13 protein-coding genes are annotated in these 16,647 nt (G+C 48.9%); 2 read left to right on the top strand and 11 right to left on the bottom strand.

Features of this window, described 5'->3' with window-relative positions:
• Positions 1-89 precede the first annotated feature (89 nt).
• A complete protein-coding gene (gene glmS, locus MJZ25_04720) occupies positions 90-1,865 on the top strand; it encodes a glutamine--fructose-6-phosphate transaminase (isomerizing) (GenBank protein ID MCQ2123471.1) in 1,776 nt (591 codons plus the stop codon).
• A 93-nt stretch (positions 1,866-1,958) separates the two neighbouring features.
• Here glmS and MJZ25_04715 read toward each other — a convergent pair whose 3' ends face one another.
• Positions 1,959-2,450: a hypothetical protein gene (locus MJZ25_04715; GenBank protein MCQ2123470.1), complete on the bottom strand. Its 492-nt coding sequence runs from the start codon at positions 2,448-2,450 to the stop codon at positions 1,959-1,961.
• Between the two features lie 131 nt (positions 2,451-2,581).
• Between MJZ25_04715 and MJZ25_04710 the strand changes: the two genes are divergently transcribed.
• A complete protein-coding gene (locus MJZ25_04710; GenBank protein ID MCQ2123469.1) occupies positions 2,582-4,279 on the top strand; it encodes a segregation/condensation protein A in 1,698 nt (565 codons plus the stop codon).
• A 127-nt stretch (positions 4,280-4,406) separates the two neighbouring features.
• On the opposite strand, the gene MJZ25_04705 is transcribed toward MJZ25_04710, so the two are convergent.
• The 10 genes from MJZ25_04705 to MJZ25_04660 form a co-directional block, all read right to left on the bottom strand.
• Positions 4,407-5,123 (bottom strand): zinc metallopeptidase, encoded by a 717-nt coding sequence (locus tag MJZ25_04705; GenBank protein MCQ2123468.1) that lies wholly within the window; start codon positions 5,121-5,123, stop codon positions 4,407-4,409.
• Positions 5,124-5,237: 114 nt separating this feature from the next.
• On the bottom strand, positions 5,238-6,428 hold the full coding sequence (locus MJZ25_04700; protein MCQ2123467.1) for an ABC transporter permease: 1,191 nt from the start codon (positions 6,426-6,428) through the stop codon (positions 5,238-5,240).
• The gene (locus MJZ25_04695) at positions 6,421-7,608 is read right to left on the bottom strand and encodes an ABC transporter permease (protein MCQ2123466.1); all 1,188 of its coding nucleotides are present in this window, start codon (positions 7,606-7,608) and stop codon (positions 6,421-6,423) included. Before MJZ25_04695 ends, MJZ25_04700 begins: the two co-directional genes overlap by 8 nt.
• A gap of 25 nt (positions 7,609-7,633) precedes the next feature.
• Complete coding sequence (locus MJZ25_04690) at positions 7,634-8,635, bottom strand: efflux RND transporter periplasmic adaptor subunit (GenBank protein MCQ2123465.1); 1,002 nt, start codon at positions 8,633-8,635, stop codon at positions 7,634-7,636.
• A gap of 11 nt (positions 8,636-8,646) precedes the next feature.
• The gene (locus tag MJZ25_04685) at positions 8,647-10,485 is read right to left on the bottom strand and encodes a TolC family protein (GenBank protein ID MCQ2123464.1); all 1,839 of its coding nucleotides are present in this window, start codon (positions 10,483-10,485) and stop codon (positions 8,647-8,649) included.
• A gap of 304 nt (positions 10,486-10,789) precedes the next feature.
• Positions 10,790-12,427, bottom strand: coding sequence for a lamin tail domain-containing protein (locus MJZ25_04680; protein ID MCQ2123463.1), 1,638 nt, complete (start codon positions 12,425-12,427; stop codon positions 10,790-10,792).
• A gap of 33 nt (positions 12,428-12,460) precedes the next feature.
• Complete coding sequence (locus MJZ25_04675; GenBank protein ID MCQ2123462.1) at positions 12,461-13,291, bottom strand: polyphosphate polymerase domain-containing protein; 831 nt, start codon at positions 13,289-13,291, stop codon at positions 12,461-12,463.
• A 1-nt stretch (position 13,292) separates the two neighbouring features.
• On the bottom strand, positions 13,293-14,669 hold the full coding sequence (locus MJZ25_04670; protein MCQ2123461.1) for a hypothetical protein: 1,377 nt from the start codon (positions 14,667-14,669) through the stop codon (positions 13,293-13,295).
• A gap of 55 nt (positions 14,670-14,724) precedes the next feature.
• Entirely contained in the window at positions 14,725-15,789 is a 1,065-nt protein-coding gene (locus tag MJZ25_04665; protein ID MCQ2123460.1) for an HlyD family efflux transporter periplasmic adaptor subunit, read from the bottom strand.
• A gap of 11 nt (positions 15,790-15,800) precedes the next feature.
• Complete coding sequence (locus MJZ25_04660) at positions 15,801-16,484, bottom strand: DUF4956 domain-containing protein (protein MCQ2123459.1); 684 nt, start codon at positions 16,482-16,484, stop codon at positions 15,801-15,803.
• Between the last annotated feature and the right edge of the window lie 163 nt (positions 16,485-16,647).

The raw sequence follows: 16,647 nt of genomic DNA, 5'->3' as shown, positions 1-16,647 counted from the left end.
TCATATATTGCATATGGTTAATAAATCAGGGAATAGTTATGTGCGGAATTGTCGCTTATACAGGACAAAGTGAAGCCCTTCCAATCTTGGTGGGCGGTTTGAAAAAATTGGAATACCGAGGCTACGACAGCTCGGGTATCGCCGTCATTCAGGACGGAGCAATCCACACCGTTCGTGCCTCCGGAAAAATCAGTGCTCTTGAAGAAAAACTGAAAAAAGACTCCATAAGCAGCACAATCGGCATTGCACACACCCGCTGGGCAACCCATGGTGCCCCCACCGAGCAAAACGCCCACCCCCATCAAAGTTTCGATGGAAACATTTCCATTGTTCACAACGGCATTATTGAAAACTACGCCAGCCTCAAGAGAAAGCTGCAGGCAGACGGTGTCGAATTCAAATCTGAAACCGATACCGAAGTTGTGGCCCACCTCATTGCAAAATTCTACAAAGGCAATCTGAAGGACGCTGTTCTCAAGGCAATTTCCCTCATCGAAGGAACCTTCGGTCTCGCCGTAATTTGTAAAGATCGTCCCGGAATTCTTATTGGCGCCCGCCGTGGCAGCCCCCTGATTCTCGGCATTGGCCAGAACGAATTCTACCTGGCAAGCGACGTTTCTGCAATCATCAGCCACACCCAGAAGGTGGTTTACCTAGATGACAACGACGTGGTTGAAATTAAGGATGGTTCCTACAATCTGCTGAACACATTGAGCCAGCCGGTTCAGCACGAAGTCCAGGATGTGGAATTCGATGCAGACTCCATCGCCAAGGGCGGCTTCGCCCACTTCATGCTGAAGGAAATTTTTGAACAGCCGGAAGTCCTGCGCAATACCATGCGCGGTCGTCTGCTGGCAGCCGAAGGAAACGCAAAGCTTGCAGGTCTTGACACCAACATCAAGGAACTTCGCAACATCAACCGAATCATCATCACCGCCTGCGGTACTAGCTACTATGCAGCCATGGTAGGCGAATATATGATCGAAGATTTGGCAGGCGTTCCCGTGGAAGTAGAATACGCATCTGAATTTCGCTACCGCAACCCCATTATCAAGCCGGGCACTTTGGTGTTGGCAATTTCCCAGTCCGGTGAAACTGCAGATACCCTGGCCGCACTTAAGGAAGCACAACAGAAGGGTGCCACCGCTCTCGCCATTTGTAACGGCGTCGGCTCCACCATTGCACGCACCAGTGATGGCGGCGTTTACCTCCATGCCGGCCCGGAAATCGGCGTGGCCAGCACCAAGGCATTCACCTCCCAAGTAACCGTTCTTGCAATGATTGCTTTGCTGCTTGGCCGTCAGCGTCGACTGAGTTTTGAAAGCGGCGCAGACATCGTCAAGTCCATGCAGGAACTTCCGGAACTTGTTGAAAAGACCTTGAAACTTTCCGACCAGATTGCAGGCATCGCCCATCAGTATGTAAAAGCAGGAAACTTCCTGTACCTGGGCCGCCACTACAACTACCCTGTAGCTATGGAAGGCGCCTTGAAGTTGAAGGAAATCAGCTACATTCACGCAGAAGGTTACCCTGCAGCAGAAATGAAGCACGGCCCCATTGCCCTTATCGACGAAAACATGCCGGTTGTGGTTATCGCACCAAAGGATGCACTCTTCGACAAGGTTATCAGTAACGTCCGTGAAATCAAGGCACGCGGTGGCAAGGTCATCGCCATCACCACTGAGGATTGCCATCCGCTGGATGAAATTGCAGACCACCTGATCAAGGTTCCAAAGACTTTGAGCATGTTGATGCCGATCCTCACCTGCATCCCGTTGCAGCTTCTGGCCTACCACATCGCAGTCCTCCGCGGCAACGACGTGGATCAGCCACGTAACCTGGCCAAGAGCGTTACTGTGGAATAAAAAAGGCAAAAGTCGCGAGGGAACACCCCTCAAAAAAAAATAAAGGGCGTTCGTTTTAGACGAACGTCCTTTTTTGTTTTGATTTTAAAGCAGTTAATCTTTTACGCAACGGACGGAATAATAAACGTCCGCATCAAAATATTCCTCGACCACAGAGACTCCAAAATGGGAACTACGCAGAACGTAGGTGTAGGAGCAGTCAATCACATCACTATCTTCACCACATTCATCCACATACGTGGAACTCCAGAGGTAGGCGTTTTCTTCAGCATAGGAAATTTCATCTTGGCCACCAAAGCTACCTGACAGTTGCATTGCAAATCCATTAGGATTAAGAACAAACTTAGGTCCATTATTCAAAAGAGAAACAAGTTCCCCCTGCACAGGCAGATGCCAACCTTCGGGGCAAATCTTTTTTGCGTCTTCCCAACGGTAGTAACGGCCAAACTTTGAACAGTCGTCCCCATCATAGCAGTAGCTTCTCGGAACCTTGTAATTCAGGTTTTCGGCCATCCAGACCTTGTTTCCGACTTTCACCGTTTTATAGACGGTCCCATCTCGTTTATCAACTAATTGCCCAGCCAAACTTTGGCCTACAAGAAGAAGCAAACATAGGAACGCACCTAGCTGGATTTTTGAAACATTCAATGGAAACCGTGCCATAATCAAACCCCTCGTTTTAAATAAAAATAAATACTTTTCTACATTTTATTCAAATGGAACAAGATCTTTTGGAACAGGAAGAATACGAAGTCCGTATTGGAGCCTTCAACGGCCCCATGGATTTGCTCGTGTACCTGGTGCAGAAGAAAGAAGTTCCGCTAGAACAAGTGTCCATCGCAGAAATTGCAGACCAGTTCCTGGAATGGGTAAACGTTTATAGCGAATCCGCCAGTATGGACCTTTCCAAGGCCGGCGACTTCCTCTCCATGGCAAGCCGACTGATGGCCCTAAAGGTTCAGGAACTTTTGCCCGCCGAACAACGTGATCCGGAATTGGAAGAAGAATACAACGCCGACCGCGAACAGTTGATGAAGGAAATGTTGGAATACCAACGTTTCAAGCAAGTGGCCAGCGGCCTCCAGGAAATGGAAGGCGAAAACTTCGGTACGTATTCACGCGGCCGCCTCGAAAAGACCCAGGCCGACGACGACACTTTGGCAGATGCAAATATCTGGCAACTGTTCCGCGCCTATCAAAAAAGTTTGAAGACCAAGATATCCGAAACGGTTCATCATATTGAATTGGACTACGTCACCATTCAGGACCGTCAGCAGGCCATCAACAACTTCCTCAGCGTAAACGGCCGCGCCCTTTTCGAAGATCTTCTGGAAAACGATTCCCACCCCATCGTCGCTGCCGTTACCTTTATGGCTATGCTTGAGATGATCAAGACCGACGAAATCGTTTTCCGTCAAAGCGAATTGTTTGGACCTATCTGGATTTACCGCAAGAAGAACAACGCAGAATTCGCCGACGAAATGGCTCGCGAAACAGTATTCTTCTCCAAGGATCCCGAAGTCAAGAGCGGCCTTGTGGAAGCCATCCGCAACCAGGCCATGGCCCGTTCCCAGGAACAGACCGTGGGTGACCTGGCAGCCGTAATGCGCGAAGCCGTACAATGGGCAAACAACGGCCGAAACGTTTCCGACGACGACCTCACCGCCATGCTGGAAGGCAAGGTGGACATGTCCGACGTCCAGGAAAACCCCTTCGCCGAAATGATGAAGGAGGACGAGGCTGCCGAGAAGGCTATCGCAGGCGAAACCCCTGTTACCGCAGAAGCGCCCACCCCAGTTGCAGACGCATCCGCAGCTGTTCCTGCCGAGGTTTCCTCTGCACCCGTTGAAAATGTTTCCGAAACCGCAGAGGAAACTTCCAGCGAAGAACCTGTAGTCGAACGTTTGGCAGAATTCGCAGACGAGGAAGATTTCGAGGATGACGCTGAGTTTGTCGATGAAGAAGACTTCGTTGCCGAAGATGACGATGATGACTTCACTCCCGTAGTCGTCACCTCCAACGACGATTTCGAAGAAGAAGAGCCCTCCGTAAAGTCCGAAGCAACAGCCGAAGCAAGCGCTGCGCCGGAACAGCAGATGTCCGACGAGGAATTCGCCGAATTCATGAGAAAGGCTCAGGAATTCTACAACCAGAACGGAGCATCAACCTCCCCCGCTGAAGCACCCGCCGCAGAACCTGCAGTAAAGCCCGCTGCAGAACCTTTCGAAGAAAAGAAGCATGTCTTTGAGCCTACTGAAGAAACAGAACTCAAGCCCGCCTCGCAGCCCGTTTCCGACCCCGAAGAAGACAAGGATGAAGATGACGGCCCGTTCTTCGCAGGGAACGAAATGACCGACGCCGAGTACATCGCCTACCTCACCAAAAGCGCCAAGAATTTCGGCAAGAAAGAATAGCTTTGATTGCCGCGCTGCGCTCGCAATGACAGGTTTCGGCAAGAAAGACTAATGAAAAAGCACCGCCAAAAAGCGGTGCATTTTTTATCTCAAAAATTTAAATCAGCAAGAGTCCAACGACACCTTTTTAATCGTCGTTTCGCCCGCCCAATAATCCTGCACGGTATGCCCAGTAGAGCAATTGCATAATGGAGCCGATGGCTGCGGCAACATATGTAAGACCTGCAGCAAACAGAATTCCGCTCACAGTATTGTATTCCCTACCCTGGGCAACGATTTCCATACGGGCCAGAGCTTTCTTGGCGCGAGCGGAAGCATCAAATTCAACAGGAACGGTAACCAAGGTGAAAAGTGTTGCGATTGCAAACAGCAGAACACCCACAATAGCCAAAGAATAACCGAGGGCGCGACCGGCACCCATCAGGATAATGCCGATAATGACAAGCCACGGCCCCAAATTAGACCCCAGGTTTGCAGCCGGCACAATGAAGGAACGGAGCCACATGGGGAAGTATCCCTGGGCGTGCTGGATGGCATGACCCACTTCATGAGCAGCGACACCTGCAGCACTGGCATTGCGGCCATGGTACACTTCCCTGGACAAGTTCAAAGTCTTGTTCAGCGGGTTGTAATGGTCGGACAAGAAACCATGATGTTCAAGAATCTGAACATCAGTCACACCAGCATCCATCAAAATGGCCTTTGCAATTTCGGCACCGGTAAGACCGCTGGAAATCATCACTTTCTGGCCAGCGTTAAAGCGAGACTTCACCATCCAGGAGACAATACCGGAAAGGGCCAAGGTCACCAAAAGGATGGACATATATAAAGGATCGAACATCATAAATCAAAACCTCTTTCGCGGCAACGCCGCATCTTCATTCGTTATAAATGTACAAAGAAACGGGCGCAGAAAGCACCCGTTTATCAGTTAATCTCAACCTTTCGTCAGGAAAAATTACATATCGCCGGTTTTTAACCCGGATCCATCCCTGAATCGGGTCAAAAGCAGTCCAAGAACCATGTAGAAAACACCCTGTATTGCCAACGGATAAAGCAACGGTGCGGCATCAAAAATATCGGCACCACGCTGTTCAATCGCCAACCACGCAGGGATTGCAAATGTGGAAGGAATTGCACTTGCTATGGCCTTCATCCATCCCGGAAGCAAATAACTGGGCCAGCTGAAATTTCCAAGGAAGAGCACAGGCATACTCAGGAACAGGAAAATCTGCACACTGGTTTCGCGACGGAGGAACACCTGGGAAAGAACCATACCGAAATTGATGACACAGAACAGGAACACCACCGCGAAAACAACCATAGGCAACAATTCGCCACGGCGAGGGAAGTCGAACACGTTATAGACAACAAAGTGGTAGAACAGAATGAACGTGCAGTAATGAGCGAAATATGCGAGAGAGCGACCGAAGTAGCGGTAATGCATACGTTCGTTTTCTACAGGACTATTCTGGAACTTGCCGCGGAAACGGCGGTGGCCGCGGGGACCACCCAAAACGCAAATGCCAATAACCAAGGTCTGCTGGAGAATCAACACCAAAACACTAGGCACAACATAGTTGGAATAACTTCCTGTGCTGTTGTACATGGTCTGGATACTGATTGGCACCGGATCGCGCATAGCCATCGCCTTTGCTGCGGGAACCTTCTTACCCAAGGCAATTCGTTTCACCTTAGTTGTGGCTCCCACCGTCAATGCGCAGGTAGTGAAAGCCGTGCCGATATTACCATGAAGCATTACGTAGGCGCCATGGGTAAATACGTTCACATTCACGCTGTTGCCATTACGCAAATCTTTTTCCATATCCGCAGGAATCACCATAAAGCCGTAAATTTCTTCACGGGCCAAGGCTTCTTCCGCTTCACGAACATCGGAGAATACGTAACGGACACGAATCTGCTGGGCGGATTCCGACATCTGCGTCAGTTCACGAGACATTACCGTATGGTCAAGGTCCACCACTGCGACAGGCACTTCCGAAACCGTCTGGTTCATGTACGGCGTAGGATAGTAGAAGGCGTAAATAACGCCGGCAACCACCAGCAGCAAAACTGCTGCAGGATCCGTATAGAACAGTTTCCATTCCGTGAAGGCAACTTTCAGCAAGCGCTTGAAAAGATCAAACATTTTCGACCTCCTCTACTGCGGATTTGCTTTTTTCTGCGGCAGCCTCGCGAGACAAGCGTTTTTCTCTCTTGACGGCATACTTCCAGCGGGCAAACATGGAGAAGTTTCCCAGCAACTGCCAGAACAAAGCCATTCCCAAAAGAATCACGATGGATTCCCAGGCGTGGGCCTTGCCAATGGGGCCAAGAAGCATAGATGCCTGAACCTTGAGAAGATGTGTCAACGGAAGGATGAATGCAAAACAACGGACAGCCAAAGGCATGGCCATCAACGGGAAGGTCTGACCGGCAAAAGCGAAGGCAGGGCCGGCGATAACGCCAGACACGCTAGTCGAAATACGCATACTTCCGGTAACACCAACAAAAGCCGTTCCTGCGCCAACACAAGCAATAATCATAATGAGCTGGGAAGCAGACACCACAATGAATTCATCAAGAGTCATAGGGGCAAGGAATCGATGAGTGTAGGCGTAGGTTCCCACCATGGAAAGCCACAGAATCACAATCATGGGAAGAATGGTTGCGAGGCAAAGTACCGTGCGGGATCCCTTCGCTGCAGCCAGAAACTTTCTCAGGCGACGTTCACGAAGCGGGTAGCTCATGAGATATGCAGCACCAAGAATTGCAGCTAAATGGAATACGGACGTTACGAGACCCATCCCTAGGAAACCCTGGTAATTGCTTTCTGCATTACCCACAGATTTAATCTGTACACTTACAGGATCATCCATGGACTTTGTGAACAAATTAGCTCCAATGGTCGAAAAGACCGAACGGATTTCCTTTGTAGCGAAAGTATTTGTCAGATAGTTCTGGCCGCTAGAATAAATGGGAACAACAGGCGTTTCCAAACGGAGAGCCTTTTGCTCCATATCATAAGGCAACACAATAAAAGCCTGCAAATCACCACGAATGATTGCATGTTCACATTCGCCAAGGTCTGCGCAAACCATAGCCACGTCAATAACGGGGCTGGCCCTCAAACCTTGTTCGAATTCATCAGCCAGTTGGGAGCGATCCTGCTTAACAATTCCTACAGGAACATGCTGAACAATTTCAGCAGAGAAAACATCCAGCATGAATACAGAAACACCAACGGGCAGAACAAGCAACACCAGCCACAATACGAGATTGTGGTTGAGATAAAGCAGGCGAACAGTTTTAAGAAAATTCTTTAGCACAAGCTCACCAAAATACTTTTAAGGATTACTTAATCTGATCAACCGGGAAGAGAACGCTCATACCAGGGCGGAGGTTTTCAACTTTTTCCTTCGGACGGAGGCGAACTTCAAAAGACTTGAGATCGAAACCGCCACTTTCCTTGGAGCTACGCCAGGTTGCATAATCACCCACGGAAGCAATGTAGGTCACTTCCATATCCACATGCTTGTCCAAGGCCGGAATGAACATGTTGAAGGCCTTGCCCTTGGAAACATTCTTCAGCAAATCTTCACGGAGGTGGAAGACTGCCCAGGAATCATCAAGGTCGGTAATTGCGACAACGGGCATGCCGGAGCCAACCACTTCGCCTTCTTCAACAAGCTTGACGGAGACTTCGCCTGCAATAGGAGCACGAATCTTGGTTTCTTCGAGGTAAGCATCCACTTCGGCATTAGCACCGCGGGCCTGCATCACGAGAGCTGCGGCAGCAGCCTTGTCTTCGGAACGAGCACCTGCGAGAGACTGATCGTACTGAGCGCGGGCAGCGTCTGCAGCGGACTGGGAAGCTCTCATCTGAGTTTCTGCTTCGTCGCGCTTCTGCAACGGGAGCACGCCTTCGTTATAAAGTTTCTGTACACGGTCGTAGGTATTCTTTGCAAGGTTTGCGGCTTCCTGGGCACGGTCGGCCATAGCCTTCAATGCGGTAACGTCTTCGGAGCGAGCACCATTCTTAGCCTTGTTAGCCTGTGCGCGAGCAGCACCAAGAGCACCCTGAGCCTGCATCTTCTTTGCTTCGATTTCAGGGCTGCTGATGACGGCTACGATTGCGCCCTTTGTCACCATGTCACCTTCATGGAAGAACAAACTTTCCACACGACCTGGCACCTTACCAGCGACAAGAACGCGGCGGGCTTCCATCTGGCCCTGCAAATAAGCGTCTCGAGGTTCGGTAGCGAACTTCTGCAATGTGGTAATGCCAAGAACGATCAAGGCTATCAAAGAAAGAATGACTAAAATCTTGCCAATAACTTTTACAACTTTAAGCATAATGACTCCTATTAATTTTCGGATGCGGGGATAGTAGATTCAAGGTTTGTCGCGGGAGCGGACTCTGCAGAGACGGATGCCGGTTCAACAGCAGGAACATTTTCTGTAGAATCATTCACTGCGGGATTGGCCACAGGTTGTTCAGCAGGAGCCGTTTCCACGGAAGTTTCTGCTATAGGTGCAACAGCATTTTCTGTTGCAGGCAAAAGTACGGGAGTGGTTGCAGGAGCTGTCACTGCGGATTTGTTTGTAGTTTCATCAACCGGTTGAACTGCTGTAAGCATTGCACCTGCATTGACAACTTCGCCACTAGCTTCCAGCAAGCCAAGCCATGCAATAACGGCGTCATAATGAGCCTTCAAATCGCCCACCTGCAAACGAGCCAAAGACAACTCAGCATCAACAACTTCCAAGCCAGTAGCAAGACCTGCTTCGTAAGCCAAAGTCTGGCTGCGGAGAGCTTCTTCCGCAAGCTCACGAGTCTTGTTCAAACTGGTCAAACGACTCATGGCGTGTTCTTTTTCACGCCAGCGCTTTTCCACAAGCAGCTTGATGTTATCCAAGGTGCTTTCTTCCATATTCAAAAGAGAACGGTCCAAAGCTTTTGCGTTTGCAACCTTGGAACGGGTTTCTCCACCCTTGAACAAATCCCACTGAAGCTTTGCGCCCACAGCCCATTCCGGTTCCAGAAGGGTCAAGTCACGAGTATAAAGTTCCTTATAAGCGAACAGAGCCACCATCGGGTAGTAATCACCCTGGGCGGCCTTCACGGCATTCTGGCTACGCTTACGTTCGGTACGCAACTGCTGCAAACCCGGGTGGCGTTCGATAGCCAAGGTCTTGAACTCTTCAATGGACGGAGTCTGTTCCGGAGCCATCACCGGAGTCACTGCAGTCAAGTTTGTATCTGTATGAAGCAAGCTTGCCAAAGCCATACGAGCCAAAGACTGGTCACGATAAGAATCTTCCAGGGCATTTTCTGCTTCGGCCAAAGCAACTTCTGCACGAAGGCGTTCTGCCTTGCTGATCTGGCCACCTGCTTCAAGCTTCTTGGAACGTTCCAAATGTTCTTCAAGATTCTTCTTGGTCGTTTCACGCAAAGCTGTCAATTCTTCGGAAAGGCGCAAGGTGAAATACTTCGTGGCTACATCCATCAAAACGGTATTCTGCGCCATTTCAAATGCAGCTTTTTTCGCAGTCACATTGCCCTTGGCAGCATCATAGGCGGCGGTACGTTTGAAACCGGTAAACAGGGGCCAAACAGCAGTAAGGCGTGCATTGAAGAACAGGTCATCCTGGACCTTCATCTTGAAATTTGCATCGTCAATCTTCTTCTGGGCATCTTCGCCACTTTGCTGGGCCTTAAGGGCATATTCGTCAGCCTTGGACTGAGCGATTTCCTGGGCAGTCATCCCGCCAAGTTTATCCTTGGCAAAAGCCGCGGCTTGCGCTTCCGAAAGGCCCATAGCCATGGCGCCGTCGTAGGCTTGCTTATAGCCAGCACTAGCCTGATTGTAGGCATCGATATAAGCCTTGGAATAGGCACCCGCCGCACCCGCAGAAGCAAGTCCGCCGGCAAGACCACTCATGGCGCCTTGAATATCACCTAAATCAATATAAATGGGGTCATCAATCTTCGTAACACTAGCAGACAAGCTCAAGGAAGGCAAAAAACGGGCAAAAGCTTCATCTTGACTAGCCTCCGCAATCTCAACCTTGGCCCTTTCGGACTTGATCTGGGGATTGCTGGCCTTGGCCATGTCCAAAGCGTCTTGCAAAGTGATGGGATTAGCAAACAAAGGTGTTGCCACCAATAAAACAGAAATCGGAGATACACAATACTTTTTCATAGTACTGTAAAAATAAAAAAACGCTCTTTCGGAGGGAAGATTTGTAAGAAATAAAAACTTACTTTTTTTATAAATAAACTTACAAAAAACTTACTTTAACAAAATCACCCTCCTTTTTTTGCATACCTATCAAGAACAAAGTAAAAATAGACGGTAAAATTCACCAAAAAAGGTCTTCTTCAAGAGAGGACCTTCATAAAAACATCGATTTTTAGGACAAACTAAAAAAAACGCACCAAAATATGAGAAAGTCCTCCCCAAAGGAGAGGACTTTCTTTAAAACAACTGTTTTTTTTGAGAGAAACTAGTTACCCAAAGTCGGAGCAGCAGCCTTCCATACAGCGGGGCCAAAACCCATGGTTTTTACATCTTTACGCTGCAAACTGAATCCTGCACCGTCAGCTTCTGTAAGACCCGCCCAAGCATCAGAATAGAGAGTCGCATCATGCCAGCTATAATAAACCTTGATTTCTCCAGTGGTTTCGTCTTTAGTTTGAACAATAGGTTCCTTTATTGCAATGGTTTCACCGCGATTGGAGAGCTTTCCCTTATAAGAGAAGATCTTAACAGTTGCGGGAATGCTGTAGGTGGAACGAACGTAGTCAGCACCCCAATTAGGGATAGAACCTTCTTCCAACACAGCCGGAATCAAGACAGCCCTGCCACCAGCCGGCAAAACATCAGCAGACGTAAATTCAATATTGACGCCCTCGACCTTCCAGCCTTTATTCAAGGAGGAGTTGTAAAGCATGATATCAGACGCCGTCGCATTCACAATTTCCATGAATTCAAAGATAACACCTCTTTCTCCAGGATGATAATGAATTTCGTCAATGTAAACGGAACCAAGCTTAAGGGCAGAATTTGCAGCACCCGGAGTAGCTTCTGCCAAGGGGCCCTGAGCCACAGAACCGTCAGCAACATCAACAATACCGCTAACACCCTTACCTGCAGGCAACCAAATGCTGGATTCCTGACCTTCAGCCAAACCGTAAAGGTAGATTTCGCCACCGTGTTCCGAAATGACAACTTCCTTATCAAAGCTTCCGGATTCACCACCGTCCAGGACAAGATAACCACCAGCAGGAACAATGGAACCTTCCTTGATTTTCAAGGAGTCCTTACGGAGTTTCACATTCAGAGTCCAACCAGAGACATCCACCGGGACATCGCCAGAATTGTAAAGTTCAATCCAGGATTCTTCGTAAGTACCAGCAGCAGAATAAGAAGGTTTGACTTCATTAATACGCACCGTATTTACGACATCAATGCAAGCGTCGCCACCCACGCCCGGATTTCCACCAGGGAGTGCGCTAGCACACCAGGAGACAGATTGAGCAGCAATGCCACCGGTATAAACCAGGGAATGGCCCTTACCGTCAGCAAGGCTCGGCCAAGGAGGTTCACTGCTGAATGCACAAGTAACGTCACCTTCGCCACGAACCTTGACATTCACCACGCCACCTTCATTAACCATCTTACCAGTCATCGGTCCAAAGAGACGACCATTAAATGTCGGATAAGCAGCCTTGAAGCCAGCCAAATTGTTGGTGACAACAACATACTCACCCTTAGTCAAAGGTTCTGCAGGGAACTCGTAGTCCACATCTCCGCTCAAATGCAAGACGAAATCCTTCATGTTGTCCATATCCATACCACCGGCGATATAGATTTCAACCCATTCCAGAGTATCACCCTTCGCAGTGTTGTACATAATTTCGGAGCAAGCCATCTGCGGTTCGTCAGTATTCTTCATGGAAGAACTGGACACGAGAACGCTGTTGCCCCTAGAGCTGGAGGAATTGCCACCAACAGCAATGCCGGAAGACATTGTAGGATCATTCGGTCCAGCAGGATTAGGGGATTCCTTTTCAGAGCAGGCAGCCATCATGGAAACGAGGGCTACACTTGCACCAACTGTCAAAACTTTTTTGATATCCATAAGAGACATCCTTTTTAGAGTATTTTCTCTATATTACAAATTTTCTTCCAGCGTCGTTCCAAGTTTTGTCCAGTAAGGGGTCTTGAAACGGCGGGGATTTTCATAAACACGCTGCCATTCGGCGGCGGCATTGCCAAATTTGGAAAAACCACCCTGTTTTAGGTTCAGGAATCGGATCAGGTCGATCATCCAGTAAGGCACCTGGGAACAGGGACACTTCAGTTCCAAAACAGCATCGCAACCCGGCAAGAAGAATCGGGGAATGCCGGTGGAATGCATGTAGTGGGGATCGACTGTGTAATCAAAACCATTTTCTTCACGGAAACGCATGCCGGTATCGATGGTCACGCGGGAATATTCTTCGCGGAGACCAAACCACGCACGACGTTTGTACTGAGTCAAAAGACGAGGATGGGCACCATGCAATTCAGTTTTGTACAAGAAATCCTTAAGGTACTTGCGGTCCTTTTCACCCTTGCAAGGCCATTCTTCCGGCTTCATATCCCAGACTTCACCAGGATTGACACCCTTGATGGTGGCTCGGCTCTTGTAGCAAATATTCTTGATCTTGCGCTTCACTTCAAAATGGAAAGTTCCATCCTGAGCGGGGTGTTCACCATAGGTGCGGATACGCATATTGAAACGGTCCAGCAGCTGGCGCTTTTTCCAGCCAAGGAATGTCCAGGACGGGGTATCCAGATAAAGGTTCGTAATCCAGTAAAATCCACCCGGAGTAATCTTGGAATAATAGTCTTCTTCGCAATAAGGAGCGATGAAGGCGCCGATCTTGTCGGCCCATTCCACAGGAATGTGGTACTTCAGCTCGAAACGTTCGAGAAGACTAAATCCACGGGCTTCGGCCATATTACTTCAGACCCTTCTGCAGATGATTCTGCACACCTTCGGCACCGAGAACACCAGCGTATTCAAGCAGAGCAAGGTAGCGGGTAAAAATATCGTTTTCAAGCTTGATGGCTCTCAAGTCACTTTCAAGGGCGCTTTCACGAGCTCGGAGCAAAAGCAGAGGATCGGAACCAGCGTTCTTCGCGAACTGTTCAAAGATAGAGCCGGCATTCACCTTTTCCACAAATTCCTTCTGAACCTTCCACTGGGCGATCAAGGCGTTGATTTCATCAACAAGCTTTGTAACCTTCTGAGAGACATCTCGGAAGTCCTTCATGTAGTCGCCTTCGGCGTCAAGTTCCGCAACCTGGGTCTTCAAGTCAGCGTCTTTATTGCTGTCAAAGAACGGGAGACGGAAAGCAAGGTTTGCAAAAAACTTGTCGGAAGTCTTGCGATTATCCCAATCCGGGACAAGCAATTTTGCAGTTCCAGTACATGAGGCACCAGTACAACCTGTTGCCTTTTCAAATTCATCTCTGAAATCAGTGTAAGAACCTGTTCCATACACATCATAAGCTTCCAATTCCTTGTACTTTTCCATCAAGGATTCAATCTTCAAGGAATAGCCAATGCCGATATGGGAAATATAGTCGCGGCTCTTGGAAGCGTCCTGCTGGATCTTAGACTTTTCAGACCTCATCTTACCAGCAGCCATTGCAATAGCTGGGAAGGTTTCGTTAATTTCGAGACCACCTTCCAATTGCGCAGCAACCTCGTCCATGGAAGGAATCCAGGTGGTATCCAATTCAACACCATCAAAGTCAGGCACCCACAAACGGAGCTTAGCTTCTGCATTCAACAAGGAAGTACTGTCGGTCATGATTTCAGCGCGGAGGGATGCTTCCTTTTCCAAAGAACTCATCAAGTCCTGGGGATTGAAAGTTGCAGAGCCGGCCTTCATGTGAAGCACTTCGATACGGTCAGAGTTGACCTGGTAAAGTTCCTTGTTCAACTTGGCAATACGCTGGCGATTGATGTAATGGATTGCACGATCATAACGGTCGTACAGAAGTTCTGCGCGGTCTGCAACAAGGTGAGCCTTCTGGTAAGCAACCTGAGCATTCCAGTGAGCCTTGTCAGCAGCACCTTCGCCAAAGCCCTTCGGCGTAATACGAAGTTCGAAGTCGTGGCTGGCAAAGCTGAAACCATCCAACTTGTAGCGCAGTTCCAACTTATCCCAAAGTTTGGTATTCTGTCCGGTGGAGGTCATCTCTGCACGCTTCTGTGCAGCCTGGTAACGAGGGTCGTTATCCACGGACTGAATCAACTGTTCCCAAGTAAGGGGGCCAGCAAATGCAGCGGCGGACAATGCTAAGGTTACCAATCCAAACTTTTTCATAAACACTTCCTAAAACTTTTTATTCGAATTTACTTCTCGAAAACATGTCCGAAAATTATTCGGAGATAGTCACCATTTCGCCCAACAGGAACGGATTTTCATCAGGGATCTGAATGATGACTTCGCGGCCATGGATAGGCATTTCCGGCATCTTCCACATACGCATGGGGAATTCAACAATACGGCTAGAAAGACCAACCACCTTGCCCTTGATTGCCTTGCCGGTGCCGCCCAAGGTGCGAACCTTCACGGTTTCGCCAACGTCCATACGCTGGTACATACGTTCATGAATGTAACCGCGGACGAGGGTCGGAGACTTGTGGGTCAAGGTAACAACCGGTGCAAAGCTGGAAAGCTTTTCACCATCGCGAGCATTGACGGAACCAACAACCCAGTCTTCCTTGGCAATCTGCACCAACTCTTCCTGTTGCTTCTGGAGTTCTGCCAATTCCTTCTTGAGGTTTTCAACTTCAGTCTTGCCAGCGCTCTTCTGCAAACGACCACTGCTCTTGAGGAGCTTGATCTGTTCATTTGCGTTTGCGTTGATCACAGCAAGTTCATTCTTCAAGCTCTTGATACGCATTGCCATGGCGTCGTTACCATCGCTCTTGGAGTCAGAATTCTTGAGGCTCTTGAGCTTTGCTGCAATTTCCTTGTTCTTCTGATATTCAGTTTCCAAGTTACGGATTTCAGACTTGAGAGCAAGGCTACGGGAAGCAAGGTCAGCCTTGACTTCGGCAACCTTCTGGTCGATTTCTGCAGTACCCAGGCTGCTACGACCTTCGATAGCATCAAGTTCACGAGTAAGCTCGGTAATACGGAGAGTCAAATCCGGGCGGTTCAATTCAACGATGGTATCACCAGCGTGAATGGACTGACCAGGCATCACGTGAACCTTGACAACTTCAGTAGGGCTCGGCAGGCTGATAGTAGTTTCGGTAGCTTCGGCAATTCCCTGGAACATGGAAGCCTTGCCAGCGAACATAATACCAAGGACAATAACGATAAGGATGCTAAGGCACCAGGCGTAGATCAACTTGTGCTTATAGGCATGAGCTACACCGGGATTAGTCTTGTGCTTATTCCAAAAAGTATCGAGAGCGTCTTCAAACTTGTTCATCATCTACTCCCTTACATCTCGGTGGTTGCGTCTTGCATCATGAACTGAACATCGGAGATGCCTTCAATTTCAGAAAGTTCTTTCAGGATTTCTGCAGCGGGCTTGGTGGCACGGAGGCGAACCTGGTAAGCGCAATCCACGCGAGCACCGCCATCAACCTCACGCATGGTGATTAGGATGTAGGTCTTTAGACTTTTTCGAAGAACATCTTCAATCTGCTGACGGGGAGCGGATTCGTTAGGCAAAGCGAAACGGAGCATGCCGTCGAAGAAGTGCTTGGTACCGAGACCGGTACGGGAAATGAGGAAGGCGACGATGCAGAATGCAACGGTACCACCGAGAGCCGGCCCCCAAGCGTAAACGCCACAACCGATACCTGCGCCGAGAGAGGCGAAGATAAACATGATGTCGCGAGGATCCTTAAAGCTTGTACGGAAACGGACCACAGAAAGAGCGCCCATCATACCGAGACCGCGGCCGACGTTATCGCCGATAGCAGCCATAACCATTGCGGCCACCACAGAACTAAGAACGATGCCCTGGACAAAATTTCTGGAGTAAGAAAGACCAAGGAACGTCTTTTCGTAAGTCCAGGCGATAGTGGAGGAAAGGATGAAGGCCAAGATGAGAGTGTAGGCCAAGGTGATGAGAGATGCATTGGCAGTACCAGATTGTACCGCTAAAAGATCGAGCATAAGGTCTCCGTTTTAGAAAAAAAACACTTCCACCCATAATTTACTTTAAAATTTGACGTTTTTTCGCCATTTTTGTGTAAAAAAGGGTGAACAAGAACCTCTCTCATCCCACAAATATTGCCGTTTTGGAACAAAACTGCCCTATTTCTAAACACCAATAGGA

This window comes from Fibrobacter sp., from assembly GCA_024399065.1.
Taxonomy (GTDB): domain Bacteria; phylum Fibrobacterota; class Fibrobacteria; order Fibrobacterales; family Fibrobacteraceae; genus Fibrobacter.
This window is presented reverse-complemented; position numbering and strand designations above follow the sequence as displayed.